This is a genomic window from Actinokineospora sp. PR83, assembly GCF_021056305.1.
Taxonomy (GTDB): Bacteria; Actinomycetota; Actinomycetes; order Mycobacteriales; family Pseudonocardiaceae; genus Actinokineospora; species Actinokineospora spheciospongiae.
Genome location: NZ_JAJCXD010000054.1, coordinates 1 through 24,878, shown reverse-complemented (window position 1 = coordinate 24,878; position 24,878 = coordinate 1). Strand labels below are relative to the sequence as shown.

At 68.7% G+C, this 24,878-nt stretch carries 21 protein-coding genes; 11 read left to right on the top strand and 10 right to left on the bottom strand.

Annotated elements, in window-relative coordinates; translation table 11 throughout:
* Window positions 1-360: 360 nt before the first annotated feature.
* Both L6E12_RS19075 and L6E12_RS19070 read left to right on the top strand, forming a co-directional pair.
* A complete protein-coding gene (locus L6E12_RS19075; RefSeq protein WP_236229280.1) occupies window positions 361-1,575 on the top strand; it encodes a DNA cytosine methyltransferase in 1,215 nt (404 codons plus the stop codon).
* Window positions 1,576-2,958, top strand: a complete 1,383-nt coding sequence (locus L6E12_RS19070; RefSeq protein ID WP_236229279.1) for a hypothetical protein — start codon at window positions 1,576-1,578, stop codon at window positions 2,956-2,958.
* Window positions 2,959-3,762: 804 nt separating this feature from the next.
* On the opposite strand, the gene L6E12_RS19065 is transcribed toward L6E12_RS19070, so the two are convergent.
* On the bottom strand, window positions 3,763-4,485 hold the full coding sequence (locus tag L6E12_RS19065) for a Crp/Fnr family transcriptional regulator (protein WP_236229278.1): 723 nt from the start codon (window positions 4,483-4,485) through the stop codon (window positions 3,763-3,765).
* Window positions 4,469-4,921 carry a DUF4304 domain-containing protein gene (locus L6E12_RS19060; RefSeq protein ID WP_236229277.1) on the bottom strand — a complete coding sequence of 151 codons (453 nt, stop codon included), beginning with the start codon at window positions 4,919-4,921 and terminating at the stop codon, window positions 4,469-4,471. The genes L6E12_RS19065 and L6E12_RS19060 overlap by 17 nt, the downstream gene beginning before the upstream one ends.
* Window positions 4,922-5,364: 443 nt before the next feature.
* Between L6E12_RS19060 and L6E12_RS19055 the strand changes: the two genes are divergently transcribed.
* Together L6E12_RS19055 and L6E12_RS19050 are read left to right on the top strand one after the other, a co-directional pair.
* A complete protein-coding gene (locus L6E12_RS19055) occupies window positions 5,365-6,084 on the top strand; it encodes a response regulator transcription factor (protein ID WP_236229276.1) in 720 nt (239 codons plus the stop codon).
* Window positions 6,085-6,231: 147 nt separating this feature from the next.
* A complete protein-coding gene (locus tag L6E12_RS19050) occupies window positions 6,232-8,064 on the top strand; it encodes an acyl-CoA dehydrogenase (RefSeq protein ID WP_236229275.1) in 1,833 nt (610 codons plus the stop codon).
* 202 nt (window positions 8,065-8,266) lie between these two features.
* Here L6E12_RS19050 and L6E12_RS19045 read toward each other — a convergent pair whose 3' ends face one another.
* A complete protein-coding gene (locus tag L6E12_RS19045; RefSeq protein WP_236229274.1) occupies window positions 8,267-8,518 on the bottom strand; it encodes a type II toxin-antitoxin system Phd/YefM family antitoxin in 252 nt (83 codons plus the stop codon).
* 137 nt (window positions 8,519-8,655) lie between these two features.
* Here L6E12_RS19045 and L6E12_RS19040 point away from each other — a divergent pair, with 137 nt between their 5' ends.
* The 4 genes from L6E12_RS19040 to L6E12_RS19025 all read left to right on the top strand — a co-directional run bounded on the left by L6E12_RS19040 (window position 8,656) and on the right by L6E12_RS19025 (window position 13,654).
* The gene (locus L6E12_RS19040; protein WP_236229273.1) at window positions 8,656-10,479 is read left to right on the top strand and encodes an NHL domain-containing thioredoxin family protein; all 1,824 of its coding nucleotides are present in this window, start codon (window positions 8,656-8,658) and stop codon (window positions 10,477-10,479) included.
* A gap of 71 nt (window positions 10,480-10,550) precedes the next feature.
* Complete coding sequence (locus tag L6E12_RS19035; RefSeq protein WP_084176032.1) at window positions 10,551-10,844, top strand: co-chaperone GroES; 294 nt, start codon at window positions 10,551-10,553, stop codon at window positions 10,842-10,844.
* Between the two features lie 14 nt (window positions 10,845-10,858).
* Window positions 10,859-12,739, top strand: a complete 1,881-nt coding sequence (locus L6E12_RS19030) for a VanW family protein (RefSeq protein WP_236229272.1) — start codon at window positions 10,859-10,861, stop codon at window positions 12,737-12,739.
* Window positions 12,740-12,835: 96 nt separating this feature from the next.
* Window positions 12,836-13,654, top strand: coding sequence for a DUF1206 domain-containing protein (locus tag L6E12_RS19025; protein WP_374201907.1), 819 nt, complete (start codon window positions 12,836-12,838; stop codon window positions 13,652-13,654).
* A gap of 55 nt (window positions 13,655-13,709) precedes the next feature.
* On the opposite strand, the gene L6E12_RS19020 is transcribed toward L6E12_RS19025, so the two are convergent.
* The 7 genes from L6E12_RS19020 to L6E12_RS18990 form a co-directional block, all read right to left on the bottom strand.
* Window positions 13,710-14,168 (bottom strand): SRPBCC family protein, encoded by a 459-nt coding sequence (locus L6E12_RS19020; protein ID WP_236229271.1) that lies wholly within the window; start codon window positions 14,166-14,168, stop codon window positions 13,710-13,712.
* Window positions 14,169-14,900 carry a class I SAM-dependent methyltransferase gene (locus L6E12_RS19015; protein WP_236229270.1) on the bottom strand — a complete coding sequence of 244 codons (732 nt, stop codon included), beginning with the start codon at window positions 14,898-14,900 and terminating at the stop codon, window positions 14,169-14,171.
* Between the two features lie 71 nt (window positions 14,901-14,971).
* Window positions 14,972-17,194: a hypothetical protein gene (locus L6E12_RS19010; protein ID WP_236229269.1), complete on the bottom strand. Its 2,223-nt coding sequence runs from the start codon at window positions 17,192-17,194 to the stop codon at window positions 14,972-14,974.
* A 100-nt stretch (window positions 17,195-17,294) separates the two neighbouring features.
* Entirely contained in the window at window positions 17,295-18,056 is a 762-nt protein-coding gene (locus tag L6E12_RS19005) for an amino acid ABC transporter ATP-binding protein (protein WP_308075014.1), read from the bottom strand.
* The gene (locus L6E12_RS19000) at window positions 18,053-18,886 is read right to left on the bottom strand and encodes an amino acid ABC transporter permease (protein WP_236229268.1); all 834 of its coding nucleotides are present in this window, start codon (window positions 18,884-18,886) and stop codon (window positions 18,053-18,055) included. The genes L6E12_RS19005 and L6E12_RS19000 overlap by 4 nt, the downstream gene beginning before the upstream one ends.
* A 75-nt stretch (window positions 18,887-18,961) precedes the next feature.
* Complete coding sequence (locus L6E12_RS18995) at window positions 18,962-19,777, bottom strand: basic amino acid ABC transporter substrate-binding protein (RefSeq protein ID WP_236229267.1); 816 nt, start codon at window positions 19,775-19,777, stop codon at window positions 18,962-18,964.
* Between the two features lie 177 nt (window positions 19,778-19,954).
* Window positions 19,955-22,621 (bottom strand): glucosidase, encoded by a 2,667-nt coding sequence (locus tag L6E12_RS18990; RefSeq protein WP_236229266.1) that lies wholly within the window; start codon window positions 22,619-22,621, stop codon window positions 19,955-19,957.
* A gap of 140 nt (window positions 22,622-22,761) precedes the next feature.
* Here L6E12_RS18990 and L6E12_RS18985 point away from each other — a divergent pair, with 140 nt between their 5' ends.
* The 3 genes from L6E12_RS18985 to L6E12_RS18975 all read left to right on the top strand — a co-directional run.
* Complete coding sequence (locus tag L6E12_RS18985) at window positions 22,762-23,187, top strand: hypothetical protein (protein ID WP_236229265.1); 426 nt, start codon at window positions 22,762-22,764, stop codon at window positions 23,185-23,187.
* A gap of 1 nt (window position 23,188) precedes the next feature.
* A complete protein-coding gene (locus tag L6E12_RS18980; RefSeq protein WP_236229264.1) occupies window positions 23,189-23,812 on the top strand; it encodes a DUF3558 domain-containing protein in 624 nt (207 codons plus the stop codon).
* Window positions 23,813-23,822: 10 nt separating this feature from the next.
* On the top strand, window positions 23,823-24,878 hold a 1,056-nt coding region (locus tag L6E12_RS18975), incomplete at its 3' end, for a hypothetical protein (RefSeq protein WP_236229263.1).

Here is a 24,878-nt window from a genome sequence, read left to right as displayed (position 1 = left end):
ATCGACCTCTTGTGATAAAATTTCGCAAGACGTTTCTATCTTTTTATTTTTGTAATTATGGACATATCCCTTATCAAACGATCGCAATTTGCGACTCGATAAGCGATACTAATGCCTTTAGGCGCGCGGGTATCGAGGATCGGATATGCGAATAAACCAGGCAAGATCCCCAGATGGTGTCGCCTAGCGCTGATACTGTCATCACCAGGATGACAGTACTCGCTGACGTGTTGGGAACCAGATTCCCGGGCGAGACCTGCGAGGCTGGCGCTCCGGCCTGGACGAGCAGGCGCTCGCAAGGGTCCGTCCTACGCATGTCGATAGCTCTAGCGAGCCGCAAGGCCTAGTACCATCCAGCGCGTGGACACACAGACCAGCCTTGAAACGGGGCATACCGATGGACCCTTTGCAGATCGAAGCTTCATCGAGTTCTTCGCTGGGATCGGTCTGATCCACGAGTCAATTGCTTCTTTTGGATGGAAATGCTTGTACGCTAATGACAACGATCCGAAAAAGGCGCAAGCTTATAAGAACAACTTTCCGTCTGTAGAGATCGATGAACGTGACATTCAGAAAGTGCCAGTAGAAGATCTACCTGCTGCACAGCTGGCTACCGCATCGTTTCCCTGCATTGACCTAAGCCAAGCAGGTGGACGTAAAGGGATCCATGCTGCGCACAGTGGGGTAGTTTGGTCCTTTCTGGAGCACATTGAGTCTCTAACGAAACTCGGAAAAGCTCCAAAATTTCTTCTTCTTGAAAATGTCGCTGGCCTGCTGACGTTGCATGAAGGGGCTAGCATTGATATTTTGCTTCATGAGATCAGCCGCCTTGGATACGCGATCGATCTAGTTCAGGTTGATGCAAAGCATTTCATACCACAGGCTCGCAACCGCGTGTTCGTCATTGGCGTGAAGGATCCAGAACTCGGCGGTAGTGCCGAGATGCCGGACACGCACATTAGACGGTATAAGGTTCGCCAGGTTTACGATCGGAACCGCTCACTGCCCTGGCATTTCTTTGATTTCCCCGATCTGCCCATCCGGCAGCTGCAACTTAGTGACGTACTTTTGGAATTGCCAGACGATGATCCCCGATGGTGGGATGCCGAGAGAATGGCTTACTTTTGGGATCACCTTGAAGTCGATCACCGCACGCGTCTGAACAATCTGGTCAAAGCCAAAGCCACTATGCGGATCACCGCTGTTCGACGTGGGCGACGGCGAGGCCTTCGGGAACAGATTTTCAACCTGCGCGCGGACGACCTTGCTAGCTGTTTGCGAACTCCAAAAGGTGGCTCTTCGATCCAGTTTGTGGTCCAGCTTACACGTGGCGATGTTAAAGTTCGTCGGATACTTGGGATTGAAAGTGGCCGACTCCAAGGGGTCGGTCTTCCCTCTCTATCTCCCGACTTCGTATTTCCACAGTCAGAACAGGATGCATTGTTTGGCTTCGGTGACGCGGTATGCGTCCCCGCCGTCCGTTGGGTTTTTAAGCACTCAATTGAATCGTATCTAACAGAGGTGAAAATTGGGGCCCCAGAACAAACTCGGATGGACTTTGAGGTTGCGGTCTGAGTGATTACGTTCCCAGAGTACTCGGACTCATCCGCAGCCGGAAAGATTTCGGATCTTGTCAGGCTTATGGATAGAAGCTTGACGAACACGCAGTACATAGACGGGCGGCGCGCGAGTAGGCTCCTCGGCGTCATGTTTCAGGCGTATCGAGATGCTGCCCAGTCAGGAAATTTCGGCGATCAGCGCCTCCAACAAGCCTTCTCTGACGGCACCTTGTTCAATCTGACACTCTCGGCTGCGTTTGATCTTGTAACCAATGCCGAATATCTTCACGGTAGAGTTGTAAACTCGCGGTGGATATATTGTCATAGGAGTGGAGAAGCGCCTAGAGCGTATTATTCATTCCTGAAACAATGCCCAGCTTGTTGTCTGGACCACGGCCTCGAAAAGCGGCTCCAAGGCGCGCAACATAAACCAACCAGCCATCATATCGGCGAAATAACTACAGTTGTTACGGCACTGATTCTGGAGCTACTCGCCACCGCAAATGAAGAACCTCTAGCCATAGCTACGATTACGAAGCAGTCGCATGATGTCGATGTGATTGGATTCAGAGAAGGCCTACTCCTCCTATTTGAGATCAAAGCATCTCCCATGGTGACTTTTCCATTGATCGTCGACCTCAAAGAGTCGCTCCAAACCGACATCGATGGCGAACTAACCGAGTATGCTCAGCATTCGCTCGTTGACATGCCGATTCGAGATGTTCCAATTTCGCTGGCTATACCCCATCGGTCATGGAGCATACCGCTGGGGCCGATAAATGACAAAGGTTGGCCATACGACCAGCTAACCCAATTTATGAGGGAGCCCGGCAATTTTCTGCGGTACCTGTCCGCCTGGCAGGACCTGTACGAGGCTTATCGAATACCTAAGACCAGGCGGACGCCTAAGCAAATGGCGCTTACGTATCTCGTCAATGGCTGGGGAGATGAGATTGATTCAAATAAAACAAAGCCTGGCTTGGGTAGAACAGACGACATCAAGAAGGGGACGTACCAACTTCTCAAGTTTGGAGCATACTACCGCGACGATTCATCTTCCTTGAAGGTTCGTGGCGCTCTGGTAGCCAACTTAGACCCCCTATTCCTTAGGGAAGGCTATCTGGATAGTCTGCTTGACGTGCGTTGGGGGCGGCGCGATGACTTCCGCCTAGTGGAGGGAGAGTATCGAATCAGGCCGGAGGTTTTGAAGTACCTCTACGACGGGATCGTCGCATTTAATCGTCCGACGATAAATGACGAGACGATGAAATCGGTGTTCGATCTACCCGCAGTTAATGACTCACTAGTCGCAGGCAAGTTGGATCCCCTACTTACGGTATGGACGACCGAAGGGCCAGATGCTGCGGTAGATGATGCCGTTGAGGGTGTCTTGTTCTAGGTGCTGGTGACTGCGTTGCCGAATTTGGCTCTATGGGATCAAGGCCGCGCCGCCTGCGCGGCGCGGCGCTGTGGGCCTGTCCGGTGGCGCTGGGGGCCGGGTCCATCGCGCCACGGCGCGGCCTGCCGCTTCGCTCACGGCCGCGCGGGCGCGCGGCGCGGCCTGGCGTACGGGTCGGGAGCGCCGCACCGCGCAGGCGGCACGGTGGGGAGCAGAGCGGCATGAACTTAGTGGCGGTGGTCTGTGCCGTGATCGAAGAGTGCTCTGCGGAGCTGACCTGAGAGGTACCAGGGCGCCCCGCCCCTGGACCCCTGGTGCCCACAGCACGATCCGCGCCCTGCTCGGCGAGGCGGTGCCAGAGGCGTAGGCGCGGATCATGCTGTGGGTTCGTGGGAGTGGGAGCACAGGCAGGGCGTGCCACTGCCGTGCAATGAGCGTGCGATAAGCACGGGTCACGAGGGGTCAACAGCGGTCAACCAGGGCAGGGCTCAGCCGCAGGTCGTGGGCACTGCGGCGGCAGATCGGTCAGATTCCCAAGCTGAATACGCGGGTTCGATTCCCGTCATCCGCTCCACGCGCTGAAGAGGGCGGGCCACCCACACCGGGTGGCCCGCCCTCTTCGCGTGCGCGTCAGACCGCGTTGCCGACGATGAAGCCGAGGAACCAGCCGGTCAGGCAGAGCCAGGTCGCGGCGCGGGTGGCGGTTGCGGCGGTGAGCAGAAGCTTCATGTGTCCTCCTTGGGGCCCGGTACGGATGAGGGTGCTCCGTTTTCCGGGAGGGGGCGCTGACAGCGTGCAGGTCGGCTATGTGCCATTTGGCGTGTCGCCCAGGAATGCGGTGAGGACCTCGGGGCGGGTGACGAGGATGCGGCCTCGGGCCGGTGGTTCGACGATGCCCCGGTCGCGGAGGAGGGAGATGGCTCGGGCGACCGCGCGCAGGGAGGCGCCGATGGAGTGGGCGATGTCCTGCTGGGTCAGGGGGAGGGTGAGGACGACGCCCTCGGGGGTGCGCACGCCGTGGGCGGGCAGGAGGCGGGCCAGGTAGACCGCCACGCGGTGGTTGACGTCGAGGGTGGCGGCGTCGGTGCGGGCGGTTTCGGCCTGGACGAGGCGGGAGGCCATCTGGCGGGCCAGGCCGAGGGTGATGCTCGGCCGGGTCTCCAGAAGTTCGACGAAGCGCTCGCGGCGCAACTGCACGGTGGTGATCGCGGTCAGCGTGCGGACGGTGGCCGTGCGGACGGTGGGCGCCTCGGTGCTGTCGTGCAGGGCGGCGAGGTCGCCGAGGACGTCGCCGGGGCCGCGGAAGGCGACCAGGAGTTCGCCGCCGTCCCGGGTGACCGCGTCGACCCGGACCCAGCCGGAGGCCAGGACGAGGACGTGGTCGGTGGGGTCGCCCTGGCGCAGGACGACCTCGTCGGCGGGGAAGGTGCGCGGGGTGCCGTGGTCGAGCAGCAGCCGCCGGTCGGCGGGCTCCAGGTGGGCCAGCAGCGAACCGGCGACGGGCTCGGGGTCAGCTGGCCCTGGCACGCATCTGGGCGCGCATCGCGGGCAGGCCGAACTCCCGGACCGCGGTGAGCACTTCCCTGGACACCCTGGTGAACGGCTTGCCCGCGTCGACCTGCCACCACAGGTCGCCGATCGGCACGCCGCTGCCGACGAGCATCACGTCGCCGATGCGCTCCTGCCAGGCGCCCGCGGTGTGTCCCGCGGCGCGCAGGTACGGCCGGATGCGTAGCTGCGAACTCCACTCGTCGGTGGAGCTGACGCTGAGCGTCAGCGTGAACCTGGTGCTGCGCGGGGTGCTGGTCTGCAGGATGGCGACCTGGCCGACCTGCCCGTCCGCGAGCACCCGGAAGCGCTTGCCCATGCCGGACAGGCCCAGGGCCCGCAGGCCCGGCGCCAGCCCGGTCTCCACCATCAGCCGGAACCACTCGTCCGCGTTGCGGACCGCTCCTGCTTCCAACGTCGCCCCCCTTGCTCGTCGGATCCCCGGTCCGGGCACAGCCCCCACGGCACGCCCCCGACCGACCCGCTCGCGCGGAGGCCCACGGACTCCACGCGTTCCACTGGGCGCACCCAGGCAGAGCACTCACGCAGCACGCTCACCCACTGCGCGCTCACCTACTGCGCTCACCCACTGCGACGGGTCGGTCACCGGGTTTCGGTACGAGCCTAACCCGGTGCACCGACAGTTCCCGCACCCCGCCGGTTGCGGATGAATCACTCTCGTGGATCTGGACAAGCACGGACGGCGACCACCACCATGTCTGTGGTGCGAGTCACAATGGGCGCCTCCTTTAGAGGTGACTTTGCGACCGGGTGGTCCGAGACAGAAAACTGCACGTCACGGTATGCCGATGGCGGCGTCACGTAGCACGGTCGAGTGACACCCAGGAGGACACACTGATGCCACGCAGCACCACCCCCAGACCCGTCGGCACCGAGGCCGCGGGACTGTCCCTGGCCCTGGTCGACGGCGTCCCGATGTTCCGCGAGGGGTTGTCGGCCCTGGTCCTGCGGACGAAGGGCCTGCGCTGGCTCGGCGCCACCGACACCCCGCAGGGCGCGCTGCAGTTCGCCGAGCGGTACCGGCCGGACGTCGTGCTGATCGACTCCGGCCTCGACCCGCGCCAGCACCTGAGCCACACGCTGAGCGGGGCGAACCCCGACCTGGTGATCCTCATCCTGGTCCGCGACGGCCACCGCACCACCCAGTACGTGGCGACGGCGATCGCCGCGGGGGTGCACGGTGTGATCCTCCGCTCGGCCGAACCGCCGCAGCTACTGGAGGCGATCAGCGCCACCCACCGGGACCGCCGCTACGTCGACCCGGCGCTCGCGGCCACCGTCGCCGCGCCGCGCGCCCGGCTGGCGCAGATCGGGGAGACCGAGCAGCAGCCGCTGTCCCGGCGCGAGTTCCAGGTCCTGCAGCTCATCGCGGACGGCCTGGAGAACCAGGCGATCGCCAAGATCCTCTACGTCTCGGTGGAGACCGTGCGGACCCACGTGAAGAGCATCCTGAGGAAGCTCTCCGCACGGGACCGGACACACGCCGTGGCGGTCGCGTTCAAGATCGGCGTGCTGATCGCGCCACCGCCCCGGCGCTCGCCGGACGACGGGACGTGATCGGAAGCACAGCTCCGCAACCGCCATCCGAGCGACTTTCCTTGCCGTGGTTACCCGCAAGTAATACCCTGTTGTTACCGGTGAGTAGCACGCTTCTGCTCGCGGCTTGACTTACCCGCACGAGCGTGAGGGACACGGAGCAACCAGATGGGTCACTACAAGAGCAACGTCCGCGACCTCGAGTTCAACCTCTTCGAGGTCTTCGGCGTGCAGGAGCGCCTGGGCAAGGGTGTGCTGGCCGACTCGGACGAGGACACCGCGCGCGGTGCGCTGGCCGAGCTGAACAAGCTGGCCACCGGCCCCCTCGCGGACTCGTTCGCCGACGCCGACCGAAACCCGCCGGTCTACGACCCCAAGACGTTCAGCGCGACGCTGCCCGAGTCGTTCAAGAAGTCCTTCCAGGCCCTCTGGGACGGCGAGTGGTGGCGGCTCAGCCTCAACAACGACATGGGCGGCCTGGGCATCCCGCCGTCGGTGCAGTGGGCCGCGGCCGAGCTGATCCTGGGCGCGAACCCGCCGCTGTTCATGTACCTGGCGGGCCCCAGCTTCGCCACGGTGATCGACGACAACGGCACCGAGGAGCAGAAGCGCTGGGCCCGGATGATGATCGACGACGCCTGGGGCGCCACCATGGTGCTGACCGAGCCGGACGCCGGTTCGGACGTGGGCGCCGGTCGCACCAAGGCCGTCAAGCAGGACGACGGCTCCTGGCACATCGACGGCGTGAAGCGGTTCATCACCTCGGCCGACCAGGACCTGACCGAGAACATCATGCACCTGGTGCTCGCCCGCCCCGAGGGCCACGGCCCTGGCACCAAGGGCCTGAGCCTGTTCCTGGTGCCGAAGTTCCTGTTCGACCCGAAGACCGGCGCCAAGGGCGAGCGCAACGGCGCCTTCGTCACCAACGTCGAGCACAAGATGGGCATCAAGGCGTCCACCACCTGCGAGCTGACCTTCGGCCAGCACGGCGTCCCGGCCAAGGGCTGGCTGCTGGGTGAGGTGCACAACGGCATCGCGCAGATGTTCCAGGTCATCGAGTACGCCCGGATGATGGTCGGCACCAAGGCGATCGCCACGCTGTCCACCGGCTACCTCAATGCGCTGGAGTACGCCAAGGAGCGCGTGCAGGGCGCCGACCTGCCGAACATGCTGGACAAGACCGCCCCGCGGGTGACGATCACCCACCACCCGGACGTGCGCCGCTCGCTGATGCTGCAGAAGGCGTACGCCGAGGGCCTGCGCTCGGTGTACCTGTACACGGCGACCTTCCAGGACCAGATCTGGACCAAGGACGGCGACGAGGACGCGCTCAAGCTCGCCGAGCGGGTCAACGACCTGCTGCTGCCGATCGTCAAGGGCGTCGGCTCCGAGCGGGCCACCGAGCAGCTGGTGCAGTCGCTGCAGACGCTGGGCGGCTCCGGCTTCCTGCAGGACTACCCGATCGAGCAGTACATCCGCGACGCCAAGATCGACTCGCTGTACGAGGGCACCACCGCCATCCAGTCGCTGGACTTCTTCTTCCGCAAGATCGTCCGCGACAAGGGCCAGGCGCTGGCGTACCTGGCGGGCGAGATCGGCAAGTTCATCGAGGCCGAGGGCGGCAACGGGCGGCTCAAGAACGAGCGCGCGCTGCTCAAGCAGGCCCTTGAGGACGTCCAGGGCATGCTGGGCTCGCTGATCCAGTACCTGACCGCCTCGCAGGAAGACCCGCAGAGCATCAACAAGGTGGGCCAGCACAGCGTCCGCCTGCTGATGGCCACCGGCGACCTGCTGGTCGGCTGGCTCCTGCAGCGGCAGGCCGAGGTCGCGATCGCCAAGCTCGACGGCGGCGCGGCGGGCAAGGACAAGGCCTTCTACGAGGGCAAGGTCGCGGTGGCGTCGTTCTTCGCCAAGAACGTGCTGCCCGAGCTGTCGGCCGGTCGCAAGATCGTCGAGGGCGCGGACAACGACCTGATGGAGCTGGACGAGTCGGCGTTCTGAGGACGCTGATCCCACAGCACTGACGCGCGACGGCCCCCGGGTTCCACCCGGGGGCCGTTCCATGTACGAGCCCCAGGCACCTGCCCGCAGGTCAGAGATCGCGGTACACCTCACGACAACGGTCGACCCGGACGACAGCCACCACCTCGGTGTCCTTGACTTGGTGGACGACGCGGTGCCGCCGCTGCCCACCCGGCAACGGTCAGGCGATACCGAACGCAGCAAGGACATCCTGGTGGGATGCGCGCGCTTCGGCGGACGCCAGCGCCTCCCGGGCTGCGACCAGATCGGCTTCGTCCTCAGCCACTTCCAGCTGTCGAAGGTCATCGATGGAGACGACAGCGGCCACCGGACGACCGTGCCGGGTCAGGATGGTGCACTCGTGGGCGTGCTCGACCTTGGCCACGACCTCACCAAGATGATCGCGCACTTCGCTGATCGGCAGCTCAGCCATACCGCAAAGTGTACAAACGGGGGATTCGTCCGCCAGTGCTGCGAGCAGCGCTGGGATCGTCGACCGGTGGTCGGGACCACCGGTCCTGCCATGTGGGCGGTGAAACACCCTCGTCAGACTTTGTGTTGACTCTGCCTGTGACATCAACGCGACGGCTGCCCCGTGTTCGGGCGGCCGAGTTGGTCGGTCGGGGCTGGCTCAACACCGGTGGGCGGGACCTGCGCCTGGGGGACTTCCGCGGCAAGGTGCTGCTGCTCGACTTCTGGACCTTCTGCTGCATCAACTGCCTGCACGTCCTCGACGAGCTGCGCCCGCTGGAGGAGGAGTTCGCCGACGTCCTGGTGACAGTGGGCGTGCACTCGCCGAAGTTCGCGCACGAGGCGGACCCGGTGGCGCTGGCGGCGGCCGTGGAGCGGTACGGGGTGCACCACCCGGTGCTCGACGACCCGGAGCTGACGACGTGGCAGGCGTTCGCGGTGAAGGCGTGGCCGACGCTGGTGGTGGTCGACCCCGAGGGGTACGTCGTGCACGTCGCCGCGGGGGAGGGGCACGTGGAGGCGCTGCGGCGGGTGGTCGGCGAGGTGGTGGCCGCCCACGGGGCGAAGGGGACGCTGCACCGGGGGGACGGGCCGTACGCGCCGCCCGTGCCGGAGGTGACCGAGCTGCGGTTCCCGGCGAAGGCGGTGGACTCCGGGAACGGCACGATCCTCGTCGCCGACACCGCGCACCACCGGGTGGTGGAGGTGGACCGGGACGGGGAGACGGTCCTGCGTGCTTTCGGCACCGGGGAGCGGGGGCGGGAGGACGGCGCGGACGCGACGTTCTCCGAACCCTCCGGGGTGGCTGTGCTGCCGGACGCGGTCGCCGAGGTGGTGGGGTACCGGTTCGTCGTGGCGGACACGGTGAACCACCTGCTGCGCGGGATCGATCCGGTGACCGGCGCGGTGTCGACGGTGGCGGGGACCGGGGCGCAGTGGCGCAACGGGCCGACCGACGGGCCCGCGACCGCGATCGACCTGACCAGCCCGTGGGACCTGGTGTGGTGGGAACCCGCGGGTGGCGTGGTGGTCGCCATGGCGGGCAACCACACGCTGGGGTTGTTCGACCCGGTGGCGGGGACCGTGCGCAGGTTCGCCGGGACGACGGTGGAGGGGCTCAACGACGGGCCGGCCGCCGAGGCGTTCTTCGCGCAGACCTCCGGCCTCGCCGCCGCCGGGGACCGGTTGTGGCTGGTCGACGCGGAGACCTCCGCGCTGCGCTGGGTGGACACCGCGTTCACCGTGCACACCGCCGTCGGCAAGGGGTTGTTCGACTTCGGGCACCGCGACGGCGACGCGGAGCAGGCCCTGCTGCAACACCCGCTCGGCGTGACCGCGCTGCCCGACGGGAGCGTGGTCGTCGCCGACACCTACAACGGGGCGCTGCGCCGGTTCGACCCCGCGACCGGGCTGGTGAGCACGCTGGCGACCGGGCTGGCGGAGCCGTCCGGGGCGGTGCTGGTCGACGGGGAACTGGTGGTCGTGGCCTCCGCCGCGCACCGGTTGGAGCGGCCGGTGGCCGCCGCGCAGCTCGTCGACGGGCAGGCGCACCAGGTCAAGCGACCGCCGACCGACATCGCCGCGGGGGAGCTGGAGCTGGCCGTGGTGTTCGAGCCGCCGCCCGGGCAGAAGCTCGACCAGCGGTGGGGGCCGTCGACGCGGCTGGAGGTCACCTCCTCGCCGCCCGGGCTGCTGGCCGACGGGGCGGGCGCGGGGACGGACCTGAGCAGGCGGCTGGTGGTGGCCGAGGGGTTCACCGAGGGGGTGCTGCACGTGGTCGCGCAGGCGGCGAGCTGCGACGACGACGGCGCCGAGCACGGGGCGTGCCACCTGACCAGGCAGGACTGGGGGGTGCCGGTGCGCGTGGGGCCGGGTGGCCCGGGCCGGTTGGCCCTGGTGCTCGGCGGGCTCGACCGGAACTGATACCACGGCTGCGGGTCGCCTGCGAGTGGACGGTTACCATTCCGGTGGTGGAACACAAGCTCGAGATCCAGATGCTCCAGGACCGCCTGCTCGTGCGCCTCTCCACCGAGGACGGCGAGCGGCGCAGCACCGGCGGCATCGTGATCCCGGCCACCGCGCAGATGGCCCGACGACTGGCCTGGGGGGACGTGCAGGGCGTTGGCACCAGCGTCCGCAACATCCAGGTGGGGGACCGGGTGCTGTTCAACGCCGAGGACCAGCACGAGGTCGAGGTCCACGGCCAGACCTACCTGGTGATGCGCGAGCGCGACGTCCACGCGATCGCCAGCGAGCGCACCGAACACGGAACCGGGTTGTACCTGTGAGGGAAGGGTGAGCCGTGCCCGACGAGCACAACTGGCCTGGGTCTGACGGCCCGCACTGGCCGGAATCGCACGCCGAGCAGACCGATCTGCTGCCGAGGGTCCCCGCGCAGGGTGGCGGCTGGGACGCCGCCACCGAGCGGTTCGGCCCCTCCGGCGCGCCGGTGTCCGGGTCGCTCCCCGAGGAGCCCCCGGCCAAGGCGCGCAGCAGGCGCAAGCCCGCGATCATCGCGGGTGCGGTGTTCGGCGCGCTCGTGGTGCTCTACGGGCTCGACCTGGCGCTGTCCTCCGGCAACGTGCCGCGCGGGGTCAGCGTGGCGGGCGTCGAGGTCGGCGGCCTGTCGCACGAGGAGGCCGAGAAGGTCCTGCGCGAGCAGATCGGTCCCCGGCTGCTGCGGCCGGTGTCGGTGCGCGCGGGTGACGTCGAGCAGCAGCTCGACCCGGCAGCCACCGGGCTCACCCTGGACTGGTCGGCGACCCTGGAGCAGGCGGGCGACCAGCCGCTCAACCCGATCACCCGGGTCGGCTCGTTCTTCAGCAGCTCCGAGGTCGGCGTGGTCACCGGCACCGACGAGCAGAAGCTGGCCGTGGCGATGGAGAAGCTGCGCGCGGAGACCGCCAGGGAACCGGCGGAGGGCGGCATCCGCTTCGACGGCGCCACCGCGGTCGCGGTCGAGCCGGTGCCCGGTCAGCGGCTGCGGGTCGACCCCGCGCGCGAGGCCCTGGTGTCGAGCTGGGCCGACGGCCAGACCGTCGAGCTGCCGGTGGACACCTCCCCGGTGAAGACGACGAAGGAATCCGTGCAGGCGGCGTTCGAGCAGGTCGCCAAGCCCGCGGTGTCCGGCCCGGTGATCGTCAAGGGCGAGGGCAAGGACGCCACCATCGAGCCCGCCGTCATCGCCACCGCGCTCACCTTCGAGGTGGCCGAGGACGGCGCGCTCAACCCGAAGATCGACAACAGCAAGGTCGTCGCCGCGGTCCAGCCGCAGCTCGCCTCCACCGAGAAGGAGGGCAAGGACGCGCAGGTCGTCTTCGAGGGCGGCGCCCCGACGGTCACGCCCTCGGTGGACGGCCTGGGCGTCAAGTACGACACCGCGTTCAACACCCTGCTCGACGTGCTGAAGAAGACCGACGGCCGCGAGATCAAGGTGGAGTACACCAAGAAGCCCGCCGCCGTGACCACCGAGCAGGCCAACCAGTTCGGGGTCAAGGAGGTCATCGGCGAGTTCTCCACCAAGGGCTTCGCCGCCGACTCCGGCGTCAACATCCGCGTCGTGGCCGAGAAGGTCAACGGCGCCATCGTCAAGCCCGGGGAGACGTTCAGCCTCAACGGTTTCACCGGTCCGCGCACCGCCGCGCAGGGCTACGTCGAGGCTGGCGTCATCAAGGACGGCGCCCCCGGCCGCGAGGTCGGCGGCGGCATCTCCCAGTTCGCCACGACGCTCTACAACGCCTCGTACTTCGCGGGGCTCAAGGACGCGGGCCACAAGGAGCACAGCTACTACATCAGCCGCTACCCGGCCGCCCGCGAGGCCACGGTCTTCCAGAACCACGACGGCAGCAGCGTCATCGACCTCAAGTTCACCAACGACGCCCCGACCGGGGTCGCCATCCAGACCATCTGGACGTCGAACTCGATCACGGTGAAGATCTGGGGCACCAAGCGCTACACCGTCGAATCGATCCCCGGGGCCCGCAGCGCCGAGACCCCGCCGCAGGAGAAGCCCGGCCCCACCACGGGCAAGTGCTCCCCGAGCAACGGCGCCCCCGGCTTCACCACCTCCGACACCCGGGTGCTCAAGGACGCGGCCACCGGCCGGGAGGTCCGCCGCGACACCCGCACGGTGAAGTACAACCCGCAGCCCAAAATCGTCTGCCCGCCCGCCCCGCCGCAGTGATCCACCGGCGCTGAGCCGAACGGCCCAACGTCGTTTGAGGCCGCCCACCAGGTGAAACCTCCTCGTCGTCCTGATGGACCCGAGGAGGATTTCCCGATGGCGAACATGTCCGGCACGGCCCGCCGCGCCCAGGAGAACACCGGGGTCAAGGTGTTGGGCCGGGTGGGCATGGCCTGCTTCGGCCTGGTGTACCTGATCGTCGCCTACCTGGCGGTGCGCATCGCCGTCGGCGGTGGTGGCCAGGAGGCGGACCAGACGGGTGCGCTGAGCGAGATCTCCAGCACCACCTTCGGTGCGGCGGTCCTGTGGGTCCTCGCGGTGGGGCTGTTCGCCTTCGGCGTCTGGCAGCTCCTGATGGCCGCCGTCAGCTACCACTGGGTGGAAGAGGGCCGCAAGCGCACCTTCAAGCGCATCGGCGCCGCGGTCCGCGGCGTCGTGGGCATCTCCCTGGGCGTCGCCTCGATCCGCTACGCCACCGGTGGTGGCAGCCAGGGCGGCGACGACAAGCAGCAGGAGTGGACGGCCAAGGTGCTGGAGCTGCCCGCGGGCCGGTTCCTGGTCGGCGCGGTGGCGCTGGTCGTGATCGGCGTCGGCGTGGCGAGCATCGTTTCCGGTGTGCGCAGGTCGTTCATGAAGGACCTGGACACGAGCGAACTGCCCGCCGGGTCGCGCACCTGGGTCGAGCGCCTGGGCATGGTCGGCAACATCGCCAAGGGCGTGGGCATCGCCATCGTGGGGGTCCTGCTGGGTTTCGCGGCCGTGGACTCCAACGCGGGCGAGGCGGGCGGGTTGGACAAGGCGCTGCGGACGCTGGCGGAGCAGCCCTTCGGCACGGCCCTGCTGATCGCGGTCGCCCTGGGCTTCGCCGCCTTCGGCGCCTACTGCCTGGCCGCCGCGAAGGCGCACCGCACGTAGGACTCGACCGGCGAGAGCCCCGACCCCGTCGCGCGGGTCGGGGCTCTCGCCGTCCTCAGGACTCCGCGGCGGCCTTCAACCGCTGCAACGTGGTCTCGATGTTCCGCTGGTTCTGCGCGACGCGGTCCCGGACCCCGGTCCCCAGCACCGTGATCGGCAGGTACCACGACGGCCGCCGGTCCCAGGTGCTCTCCGTCAGCGTGCACCCACCGGCACTCGGCTCGATGTCGTACTGCCACCGCGACACCGGCACCCCGAACGACTTCACCTCGAAGGCGAACCGGTTCGGCGCCGCGTCGGTCACCGTCGACGTGGTGGACCACCGCCGCCACCCCCGCCGGTTCGACCCGCGGAACCGGGCCCCCACCGCGGCTCCCGACGCCCCGCCCAGCCACCGGCCGCCGGTGAACTCCTCGGCGGCGGACGCCATCCCCGGCAGGTCGCTCACCAGCGCGTACACCCGCTCGGCCGGAGCGGAAACCTCCACGCAAGCCCGTGCGGTCGGCTCGGTCACCTAGTCCTCCTCGATCGGCGGGCGCCTGGTGACGAACACCAGCGGCGCCGTTTCCACCAGTCGGTGCCCGGCGCGCGCCTCCTCGACCATCTGCGCCGCGGCGGCGTCGCCCAACTCGGCGCGCAGTTCCCGCTCGTGCCGCAGCCACAGGTCGAACAGGCGCAGCCACCGCGCGTTCGCCCCCTCGTGCACCAGGCGGTCCTCCAGCACCAGCCCGGCCTTCTCCACCATCGCCGTCCAGCTCGAAGCGCCCTCGCGGCCGGTGAACACGAACCGCGCCCCCGGCCGCAGCACCCGGCAGACCTCCGTCAGCGCCGCCAGCCGGTCCTGGGCGAACGGCAGCGCGTCGACGCTGACCGCGCCGTCCACGCTGGCGTCCTCCAGGGTGGTGGCGTCGAACGAGCCGCGCTGGAAGTGCGCCCGGCCGAGCAGGCCGAAGCTGTCCGCCCTGGCCGCCGCCGCGCGCAGGGCGGCGGGGGAGAAGTCGATGCCGACCAGGCGGGTGGCGGTGGCCCTGGCGAGCCACAGGCCGGGACCGCCGCGACCGCAGCCGATGTCGGCGAGGAGCTGGCCTGGCGAGAGCTTGAGCGCACCGACCACCGTGCCCAGCAGCCACCAGGAGCAGGAGCTGAACGTCTCCAGCTCCGCCGGGCGGTCGTCGCCGAATGCCTCGGCGTAGAGGCGGTGGGTGAGCGGGGTGGTGGTCTCGGTCTCCGCTTCGACCGCTGTCATCGGGCGGCTCTCGCGGCAGTCACAGCTATCACATCGTCGGACGTTACCCTCAGCGGTCGGGCGGTCACACCTCAGGTGGTGCGGCGCAGCATCCGCGTCAGACCGGCGGCGACCGTGGTGGCCAGGACCCAGCCCAGCGCCACCAGCACCAGCGAGATCCACTGCGAGGCCCCGGAGACCGCCCACCGGTTCTTCTGCCCGAAGTCGACGATGGGCACCAGCAGGTCGAGGGTGTAGACGACCGGGTTCCAGAAGATCTGGTCGTCGCGGTTCCCCTTGATCGGATCGGGTTGCAGGCCGAACCAGGCGGTCCCGAGGACCAGGAACGCGATCAGCCACACCAGGGCGCGGGCGGGCCGGTAGCCGTAGCCGACCATCAGCCGCTGCAACCAGCTCCACAGCAGCACACCGGGCCCGAGGAAGCGGGAACCCGCGGCGAGCGCCTGGTAGCGCAGGCGCTGCTTCTCCACCAGCACGTTCGCGGCGTGCTCCTCGTTGCCCGCGGCGCGCAGCATGGTCGCCAGCTGGTCGTACGGACCAGGCCGGTAACTGCGCATCCCCGCGCGCAGCCAGGCCAACCGCTGCGCCACCCGGTCGTCGTCCTGCAGGCCGACCGGGTCGGCGAGGGAGTCGTAGCGGAAGTCCTCCAGGTCCATCCGCCCCTCGGCGCGCCAGAACTTCTCGTCGTCGGCGAGGGTGGCGCACTGCAAGTGCCGCAGGTCGACCCGACCGCGCGGGGGTTTGGCCACCAGCAGGTGCAGCTCCTGGGTGCGCACGCCGAACGCGTTGAGCGCGACCCTGGTGCTGCCGGACCCGATCTCGGCGCCGTTGAAGGTGGTGGTGCGACCGATCTCGGCGCGGCGCATCCGGATCTCGCCCGCCGCGGCGAACGGGCGGTCCGAGCGGCCGCAGTTGAGGTCGCGGCCGACCTGGGCGACGCGCAGGTCCAGCAGCGGCTTGGTGGTGCCGTCGGGGTGGTGGCCGGGGCGCAGCAGCCTGCTGCCGCGCAGGTCGAGGTTGGCGCCGACCTTGACCCCGGGCAGCAGGACGGAGCCGAACACCAGCAGCGCGCGGCCGTTGAGGTTGCCGCCGCAACTGAACCGCCTGCCCTCGATGGCGTCGCCGTCGCGGTTGCTGAACACGGAGTTGTCGAACAGCGCGGTGCCCTGCACGGCCACGTCGACGATGCGGACCTGCCCGGCGAACCGCGCGTCGCGGGCGTCGAGGCCACCGCGGATGTCGGTGCCGTCGAGGTGCACGGCGCGGTCGGGGTACGGCCCGGCCTGGATGCGGCCGTCGAACCGCTCCTCGAACAGGTCGCGGTGGTCGGCACCCGCGGACAGGTCGATCGTGGCGTGGTTGAACCGCAGCGCACCGCCGATGGAGGCGTTGACGATGCGGACGGTGCCGGTGCTGGCGAAACCCCGGTCGAGGTTGACGTTCCCCTCCACTGTGGACCGATCGGCGATCAGCGCGGCGTTGGCGTCGAAGAACGGGTCGTCCAGCGCGAGCTGCCCCGCGGGCTCGGTGCGCGGCTGGATGGTGGCCCCGCGCATGGAGAAGTCGCCCTCCACCTTGACGCCGGGCAGGAAGACCTGCCCGAGGGCGCGGAACGGGGTGCCGGTCGGGTCGGTGTCCAGGCGCAGGTTGCCGCCGGTGTGCAGACCGTTGCCGTTGAGCGCGAAGCCCGTGGGGTTGCGCAGCAGCGCACCGGCGAAGTCGACGTTGCCACCGCAGCGCAGGCCCGGGATGCGGACCGCGCCGGTGGCCTCCAGCCGGGCGGCGAGCAGGGCGCCCACGAGCTGGAGCCGGTCGGCGTGCAGGGCGGGCCGGTCGTCGGTGGCGGCGATGCGGGTGTCGCTGAGCACCAGCGACCCGCGGACCTGCGCATCGGTCAGGTCGATCATCCCGACGACGACGGTACCGGCGCCGAACCGCACGTCGTTGTCGCTGGACAGGTTGCGCCCCAGCAGACCGGGCAGCCTGCAGTTGGTGAACTCCACCCCGGCCAGCCGCGCCTGCCGCACGTCCGGCGGCTCGGCGAACCGGCAGCGCACGAACTCCAGCAGGTACGGCGATTCCACCCCGCGCAGGTCCAGCACCCCGACCAGGTACCGATCGGCGATGCGCACCACCGGCGCGGCGTTCGGCCTGCGCCTGCGCAGCACCCCACCCCGGTCGTCCTGCTCGACGACCCGCTTCACCACCTCGGAGGCGGCCAACCTGGCCGACTCCGGCGGGTGCGGGTCGTGCGGGTCGAACCCGATCCGCAACGGCTCCCCGTTGTCCGCCACCGCGCCCCCTTCGACAGCCCCCGGGGGTACGACGTACGCGGGTGACGCCCCGTTCCCGGCCGGTCGCCCGGAGTGTGCCAGGCGACCGGCGGGACCGGTCCTAGTCCACCTGGGTGGGGTTGAGCACCCGGCGCAGGAACGACTGGGTCCGCTCGTGCCGGGGATCGCCGATGACCTGCGCCGCAGGTCCCTCCTCGACCACGTACCCCCCGTCCATGAACAGCACCTTGTCGGCGACTTCGCGGGCGAACTGCATCTCGTGCGTGACCACCAGCATGGTCATGCCCTCGTCGGCGAGCTGCCGCATCACCCCGAGGACCTCGCCCACCAGTTCCGGGTCCAGCGCCGAGGTGGGCTCGTCGAACAGCATCACCTCGGGGTTCATCGACAGCGCGCGGGCGATGGCCACCCGCTGCTGCTGCCCGCCGGAGAGCTGCGACGGCAGGGCGTTGAGCCGGTCGGCGAGCCCGACCCTGGCCAGGTTCTCCACCGCGACCGCCTGGGCCTCCGCCTTGGACCGGCCGAGGACCTTGCGCTGGGCGATGGTGAGGTTGTTCAGCACCGTGAGGTGGCCGAACAGGTTGAACGACTGGAACACCATGCCGATCCGGCGGCGGGCCGCGTCGAGGTCGACGTCGGGGTGGGTCAGCTCGACGCCGTTGACCACCACCGTGCCCTCGTTGGGCTCCTCCAGCAGGTTCACGCAGCGCAGCAGGGTCGACTTGCCCGACCCGGACGGGCCGATGATGCAGACGACCTCGCCTGCGCCCACCCGCACGTCGATGCCGCGCAGCACCTCCAGGTCGCCGAAGCGCTTGGTCAGCCCGGTGATGACCACCGCGGGCCCGGTCGTCGTGGTCACTTGACCGCCTCCGTGTCCACCTCGGTCGCCGTGGGTGAGGCGATCTTCTTGCCGCCGGTGCGCCGCTCCAGGTACCGGGAGAGGTACGACAGCGGGATGGTGATGATCAGGTAGCAGATGCCCGCGACCAGCACCGGGGTGAGGCTGCGGGACTGGTTCAGCTCGGTGCGGCCGAACTGGGTCAGCTCGTACTGCAACTGGCTGGAGCCCAGGAACAGCACCAGCGAGGAGTCCTTGGTGAGCAGGATCAGCTCGTTGGTCAGCGGCGGCAGGATGATCTTGAAAGCCTGCGGCACCACGATCCACAGCATCGCCCTGGTCTGCGACATGCCCAGCGAGCGGGCCGCCTCGACCTGTCCCTTCGGCACCGCCTGGATGCCAGCGCGGATCGTCTCGGCCATGTAGGCGGAGCCGACGATGCCCAGCGCCAGCATGATCGAGACGTACCGGTCGATCTGGGTGCCGGGGAAGGCGAGCGGGATGCCGCTGCCGATGGCCAGGATGACCAGCAGCGCGGGCAGGCCGCGGAAGAACTCCACGTACAGCCCGGACAGCCACCGGTACACCGGCACCGACGACAGCCGCATCAGCGCGACGACCAGGCCGAGCACCAGGCCGAAGCCGAAGCCCAGCGCCGTGTAGACCAGGGTGTTCACCAGGCCGACGGTGATGACCTCGGGGAACATCCCCGCGGCGACCTCGCCGTCGAGGAAGGCCGCGCGGATCCGGCCCCAGTCGGCGGTGACCGCGAAGGCGGCGGCGACCACCACCAGGACGCCGTACTGCACCCCGCGGATGACCTGCCCCCGCCTGCGCTTGCTCAGTGCCATGTTGTCGCTCCTCGGAAAGTGGTCGGTACGACCGTGGGGCCGGCGCCTCTCGGCACCGGCCCCACGGGAAGCCCCTTACTTGCTCTCCGGCTTCTTGCCGAACCACTTCTCGTAGATCTTGTCGTACTCGCCGCTGGCCTTGACCTCGGCGATGGTCTCGTTGACGATCTTCAGCAGCGCGGTGTTGCCCTTCTTGGCCCCGATGCCGTACTGCTCGCCGGTGTCGAACTCGGTGCCCACCTCGTAGTCGGTGTTCTTCTTCACCCAGTCGTAGAGCACGCCGTTGTCGTTGATGGCGGCATCGACCGCGCCGGTCTCCACACCGTTGAGCAGCAGGCCCAGGTCCTCGAAGGTGACCAGTTCGACGTCCTGGGCGTTCTTCTCCGCGTACTGGGCGCCGGTGGTGCCGTTCTGCACGCCGAGCTTCTTGCCCTTGAGCTTGTCGAGGCCGGTGAACCCGGCGCCCTTCTTACCGACCAGGGCCTGGGTGGCCTCGAAGTACGGGTCGGAGAAGTCGAAGTTCTGCTTGCGCGTGTCGTTGATCGTCATGCCTGCGGCGGCCAGGTCGCACTTGCCGGAGTCGAGGTCGACACCGGACTGGATGCCGTCGAACGGGGTGTCCTTGATCTCCTGGGTGACGTTGAGCTTCTTCGCCACCAGGTCAACCAGGTCCACGTCGAAACCGATGACCTTGCCGTCCTTCTCGAACTGGAACGGCTCGTAGGGCAGGCCGGTGCAGGTCACCAGCTTGCCCGGCTGGACGAGGGTGACCCCGCCGGGGGTGGCGCCGCCGGTCCCGCCGCTGGAGTCGGAGGACCCGCACCCCGCGGCGGCGAGCGCGAGCACCGCGGCCGGGATCAGGGCCAACACCCGGGACTTGGATCGAAGCACGGTGTCACTCCTCGAAGCTGATGGGCGAATCGGTGCTCGCATCCTGCCACCGTCTTCATCGATTACGAGGATTCCGCCGGTTTGTCACAAGTACGCAGCTTGTTCGTTGTGCACTGGTGATGCGGCATGACGCTCCGTGACCGGTCACCAGCGCCCGGCGAGTGCCCCGCCACGGGATCAGCGCTGCGCGGGCCAGCCGGCGAGCAGCACCGCGACCAGCGCCGTCCACCCGGTCTGGTGGGTCGCGCCGAGGCCCTCGCCGGTGTCGCCGTCGAAGTACTCGTTGAAGGTGACGTGGCGTGACCACAGCGGCGAGTCCGTGGCCTCCACGCGGTCGCCGTCGGCGGGGCGGCGGCCATCGGGACCGGGGAGGAACAGGGCGGCCAGCCTGCGGGACAGCTCGTCGGCCGCCTCGCCCGCGCTGACCACGTTGCCGGACCCGGTGGGCAGCTCCACCGTGACCGCGCCCCGGTGGAAAGCCTCCAGCGCGTGCAGGACCTGGACGAGCAGGGCATTGGTGGGGAACCACACCGGGCCGCGCCAGTTGGAGTTGCCGCCGAACATCGCGGTGCGCGACTCGCCCGGCTCGTACTCGATGGGGTGGTGCCAGCCCGCGATCTCCACCTGCAACCCGCCGCGGTGCGCCGCCGACAGGGAGCGGATGCCGTGCGGGGAGAGGAACTCCCCCTCGTCGAACATCCGGCTCAGGACCCGGCGCATCTTCCGCTCGTCCAGCAGCGACAGCAGCGCGCTGCGCTCGCCGTCGGCGTCGGTGTGCCAGGTGAGGAACTGGCCGAACGCGGGCTGGCGGCGCAGCAGGTAGTTCAACCGGCCCGCGAAGCCCGGCAGCTCCTCGAACACCCACGGGTCCAGCGGCGCACCCGCCAGCAGCGGCAGCAACCCCACCATCGACCGCACCCGCACCGGCTGCGACTCCACCGCCCCGCCGGGGAGGGTGCGGGAGACCAGGTCGTAGCAGAACCCGTCCTCCTCGTCCCAGATCGGGCGGCCAGCGGAACCGAAGTGGGTGCTGGCCTGGGCGATGCTGAGGAAGTGCTCGACGAACTTGGTCGCCACGTCCTCGTATGCCTCGTCGTGCCGGGCCAGCTCCAGGGCCATCTGCATCATGTGCAGCGCGTAGGCGGCCATCCACGACGTCGCGTCGGACTGCTCGAAGCGCCACCCGTCGCCCAGCGGGGCCGAGCGGTTGACCGGACCGATGTTGTCCATGCCGAGGAAGCCGCCCTCGAACAGGTAGTTGCCGTAGGGGTCCTTGCGGTTGACCCACCAGGAGAAGTTCAGCAGCAGCTTGTGGAACACCCTGGCGAGGAAGACCCGGTCCCTGTTCTCCTCCGCGTAGTAGACCTGCAGCGCCGCCCACGCGTGCACGGGCGGGTTGACGTCACCGAACTCCCACTCGTAGGCGGGCAGCTGACCGTCCGGGTGCATCAGCCACTCCCGGCACAGCAGCAGCAACTGCTCCTTGGCGAATGCCGGGTCGACCAGCGCGAACGGCACCATGTGGAAGGCCAGGTCCCAGGCGGCGAACCACGGGTACTCCCACTCGTCCGGCATGGACAGCACGTCGGCCACGTCCATGTGCTTCCAGTGCACGTTGCGGGCGTGCGGGGCGTGCCGCTCGGCCGGGCCCGGCGGGTGCGCGGGATCGCCCTCCAACCACTCGCGCACCCGGAACCGGTAGTGCTGCTTGGTCCAGAGCAGCCCGGCGAAGGCCAACCGCGCCACCCGCCGCTCCTCGTCGGTGCCGCGGCGGACCACCCCGGCGTAGAAGTCGTCGGCCTCCCGCTCGCGCAGGCGCACGGTCTCGTCGAAGGTGGGGCCGAAGGCGCTGCCGTGCCCGTCCCCGGCGATCAACCGCAGCCGGACGGTGACCCGCTCACCTGGTTCCACCGAGTCGAACCGGTACCAGGCGGCGGCCTTGGTGCCCGGGTGCGATGCCCCACCCATCGGCACCACCTGGCACGCGTCCACCGCCCCCGCGACGATGTGGTCACCGATCCCCGCCTTGGTGTAGCGGCTGGGGTTGACCGCCCGGCCGAACAGCGCGGCCTCGTCGGTCTCGTTGTCGGTCACCAGCAACCGGGGCCTGCCGTCGAAGTGCACGGTGTAGCGCCCCAACTGCTGGTGCTCCGCGACCACCCGGGTCCACCCGTCGGCGGTGGAGGCGATCAGCGCGGGCCTGCGCGCGTCGCGGCCCCAGGTCCAGGTGTTGCGGAACCACACCTGCGGCACCAGGTGCAGCGGCGCCGCGTCCGGCCCGTGGTTGGTGGCGGTGATGGTCACGCAGACGTCGTCCGGCCCCGCCTTCGCCCAGGTCGTCTCCACGTCGAAGAACCGGTCCTCGGCCAACACCCCGGTGTCGGACAACTCCGGCTCCCGCTCGTCCCGACTGGCCCGCGCCGCCCGCTCCCGCAACTCCGAGTAGGGGAAAGCCCGCTGCGGGTAGCGGTACACCATCCGCATCCACGAGTGCGTGGGCGTGCCGTCGGTGATCCACCAGTGCTCCTTGACGTCCTCACCGTGGTTGCCCTCGGAGTTGGTGAGCCCGAAGTACCGCTCCTTCAGGATCTCGTCCGCCCCGTTCCACATCGCCACCGCCAGGTTCAGGAACCCGTGCCGGTCGCAGATCCCGGCGATCCCGTCCTCCCCCCACCGGTAGGCCCGCGACCGCGCCTGGTCGAACGACAGGTACCCCCACGCGTCCCCGTTGCCCGAGTAGTCCTCCCGCACCGTGCCCCACTGCCGGGCAGCCAGGTACGGCCCCCACAACCGCCACGGCGAGTCCGGATCGGGGGACGCCGCCAGCCGCTCCTGTTCGCTCACTGAACCGAGTGTGTCACCCCCCGACCCTGGCGGGCAGTGACCTGTCGTACGGCGGATCGGTCAATTCCGGACCACCCGTCCGGCCGATTGGCGTATCCTGCGGTCACGCAGAGGTAGGTACGGGGCACGGGGGGAATGCAATGACGTCTGCCTTCCAGAGCATCGGCAACTCGCTGGGCGACATCGTCGCCAGCCGCGCCGGTTCGGTCAGCGCGCCGGGGGGCGGCACCGCGGGCGGGGGCAAGTTCGCCTTCGATCCGGACGAACTCGAAGCCATCACGAAGGACTGGCTCGCGCTGGCCATGGAATACCGCGAATCAGCCGCGGATGGGCGACGTCTGATCATCCGCGGACCGGGGCGTGAGGATGCCAGTGACGGCCAAGCGCTGGCGGCGATGCAGTCCTGGGGCACCTACGTCGAATCATTGCAGCAGAAGCGGGACTACAGCATGGAGCAGGCCAGGAAGTGCGCGTCCGCTCTCGCCGCCTACCGCGGCACTGACCAGGACAGCATCCTCCGCCTCCTCTCACCAGCGGGCGCAGCTCCCACCGCAGGGGGGATCTGAGGTGCGCGGGCGACTGGTCGCGTTCGCCACGATGGGCACCGTGCTGCTCGCCGGGTGCACAGTCAAGGAGGGTGGCAGCGCCACGACCACACCCGGGGCGTCCGACTCATCGAAGCCCTCGACGACTCCGAGCAGCTCGACCACCTCGGGGCAGGGCGACGATGTCCCCAAGGTGAGCAACCCGCTGGACGTGAGCAAGTTCGTCGACAAGCCGTGCACCGGGTTGACCCAGACCCAGCTCGACCGGCTCGGTGTCGGCAACGCGGAGCAGGACACCCAGCCCACAGGCGAGTACTGCGTGTGGACCAACGGCCGCGGCGGATCCGTCAACCTGGCCTTCGTCGTGGGACAGGGCGGATTGGGCGGGGTGTACTACGGAAAGAAGACCGGGCAGTTCAAGTTCTTCCAGGAACTGCCGGACATCTCGGGCTACCCGGCCGTCATCGCGGACCTGTCCGACGGGCGCAAGAACGGTGCCTGCGCTGTAGCCGTCGGGATGACCGACGACATCATCCTGGACGTCGACACAACGCAGTCGTTGGACAAGGTGGGAGACGGCGACCCCTGCCAGGTCACGGTCGACGTCGTCGAGCAGATCTTGGAAACCGTGAAGGCTGGGGGCTGACATGGCTGGCATGACCGGGCACGACATCTACGTCGCCATGACCACCGGACCGGGCACGGGTTCGCTGGAGGACGGCTACCGGATCGCCGACACCGAGGCCAAGCGGGAAGCCGAGCGCGCCGATCTGATCAAGCGGCTCGCCGAGAAGATGCAGGCGGGCTGGGAGGGCGAGGCCGGGGCCGCGGCCTACGGCGGCGCCAAGCCGATCGCGGACGCCACGCTGCTCGGGATGGAGAACCTGGAACGCACGCACATGCTGCTGCGGATGCAGGCCGAGACGTTCGGCGACCTGTCGAGCAAGCTGGAGCCGATGGAGGCCAGCCCCCCGGACACCGGCATGTGGGACGACATGACCCCGTGGGACACCGACACCGAGGACCAGCTCAACGAGTACAACCAGAAGTCGCAGAAGAACATCGACGTCTACCGGGCCTACGACGCCAACAGCCAGGCGAACGCGCAGGACTTGCCCATGGACTACTCCTCGCTGACCGATCCTGGTGGCGAGATCACGGTCAACAAGCCGGACAAGCCGGGTGACCCGCCGCCGGTCGGCCCGCCGCGGACAGTGGACCCGCCGCAGGTGAACGGGCCCGGGGACACCACCACCGCGCAGCAGTGGCAGCAACAGCCGGGGCAGCCGGGTCCGGTGCGCTCGCTGGACCCACCGCCCCCCGGGCCGGGGAACCCGGGGCAGACCGGCAACGAGCACCAGAACGGCAACATCGGGACCAAGCCCGCCCAGTACGTCCCGACGCCGCCCCGACAGCAGTACCCGCCGGACGCGGCGCGGCCGGGGCAGTACGGGCAGCGGCCCATCACCTGGCCCGGCGGGGAACCCGTGGGGGGCTTCGGCGGACAGGGGGGTGCGGGCGGTCAGGGCTATGGCGGTGGAGCCGGGAGCCGGGGTGGCGCGGGCGGGTTCGGTGCCCGGGGCGGCTTCGGTGGCGGTGGGGCCGGGGTGGGCGCCGGTGGCGCAGGCGCGGCTGAGCACGGGCCGGGCGCGCGGGCCGGGGCGGGCGCAGGCGCCGGTGCCGGTGAGCACGGGCCGGGGTCGCGCGGGTTC

Excerpts from the sequence above, each read along its gene's own strand:
- L6E12_RS19055 (WP_236229276.1), top strand. The coding sequence starts at position 5,365 with ATGCCACGCAGCACCACCCCCAGACCCGTCGGCACCGAGGCCGCGGGA.
- L6E12_RS19050 (WP_236229275.1), top strand. The coding sequence starts at position 6,232 with ATGGGTCACTACAAGAGCAACGTCCGCGACCTCGAGTTCAACCTCTTC.
- L6E12_RS19045 (WP_236229274.1), bottom strand. The coding sequence starts at position 8,518 with ATGGCTGAGCTGCCGATCAGCGAAGTGCGCGATCATCTTGGTGAGGTC.
- L6E12_RS19035 (WP_084176032.1), top strand. The coding sequence starts at position 10,551 with ATGCTCCAGGACCGCCTGCTCGTGCGCCTCTCCACCGAGGACGGCGAG.
- L6E12_RS19025 (WP_374201907.1), top strand. The coding sequence starts at position 12,836 with ATGGCGAACATGTCCGGCACGGCCCGCCGCGCCCAGGAGAACACCGGG.
- L6E12_RS19015 (WP_236229270.1), bottom strand. The coding sequence starts at position 14,900 with ATGACAGCGGTCGAAGCGGAGACCGAGACCACCACCCCGCTCACCCAC.
- L6E12_RS19000 (WP_236229268.1), bottom strand. The coding sequence starts at position 18,886 with ATGGCACTGAGCAAGCGCAGGCGGGGGCAGGTCATCCGCGGGGTGCAG.
- L6E12_RS18985 (WP_236229265.1), top strand. The coding sequence starts at position 22,762 with ATGACGTCTGCCTTCCAGAGCATCGGCAACTCGCTGGGCGACATCGTC.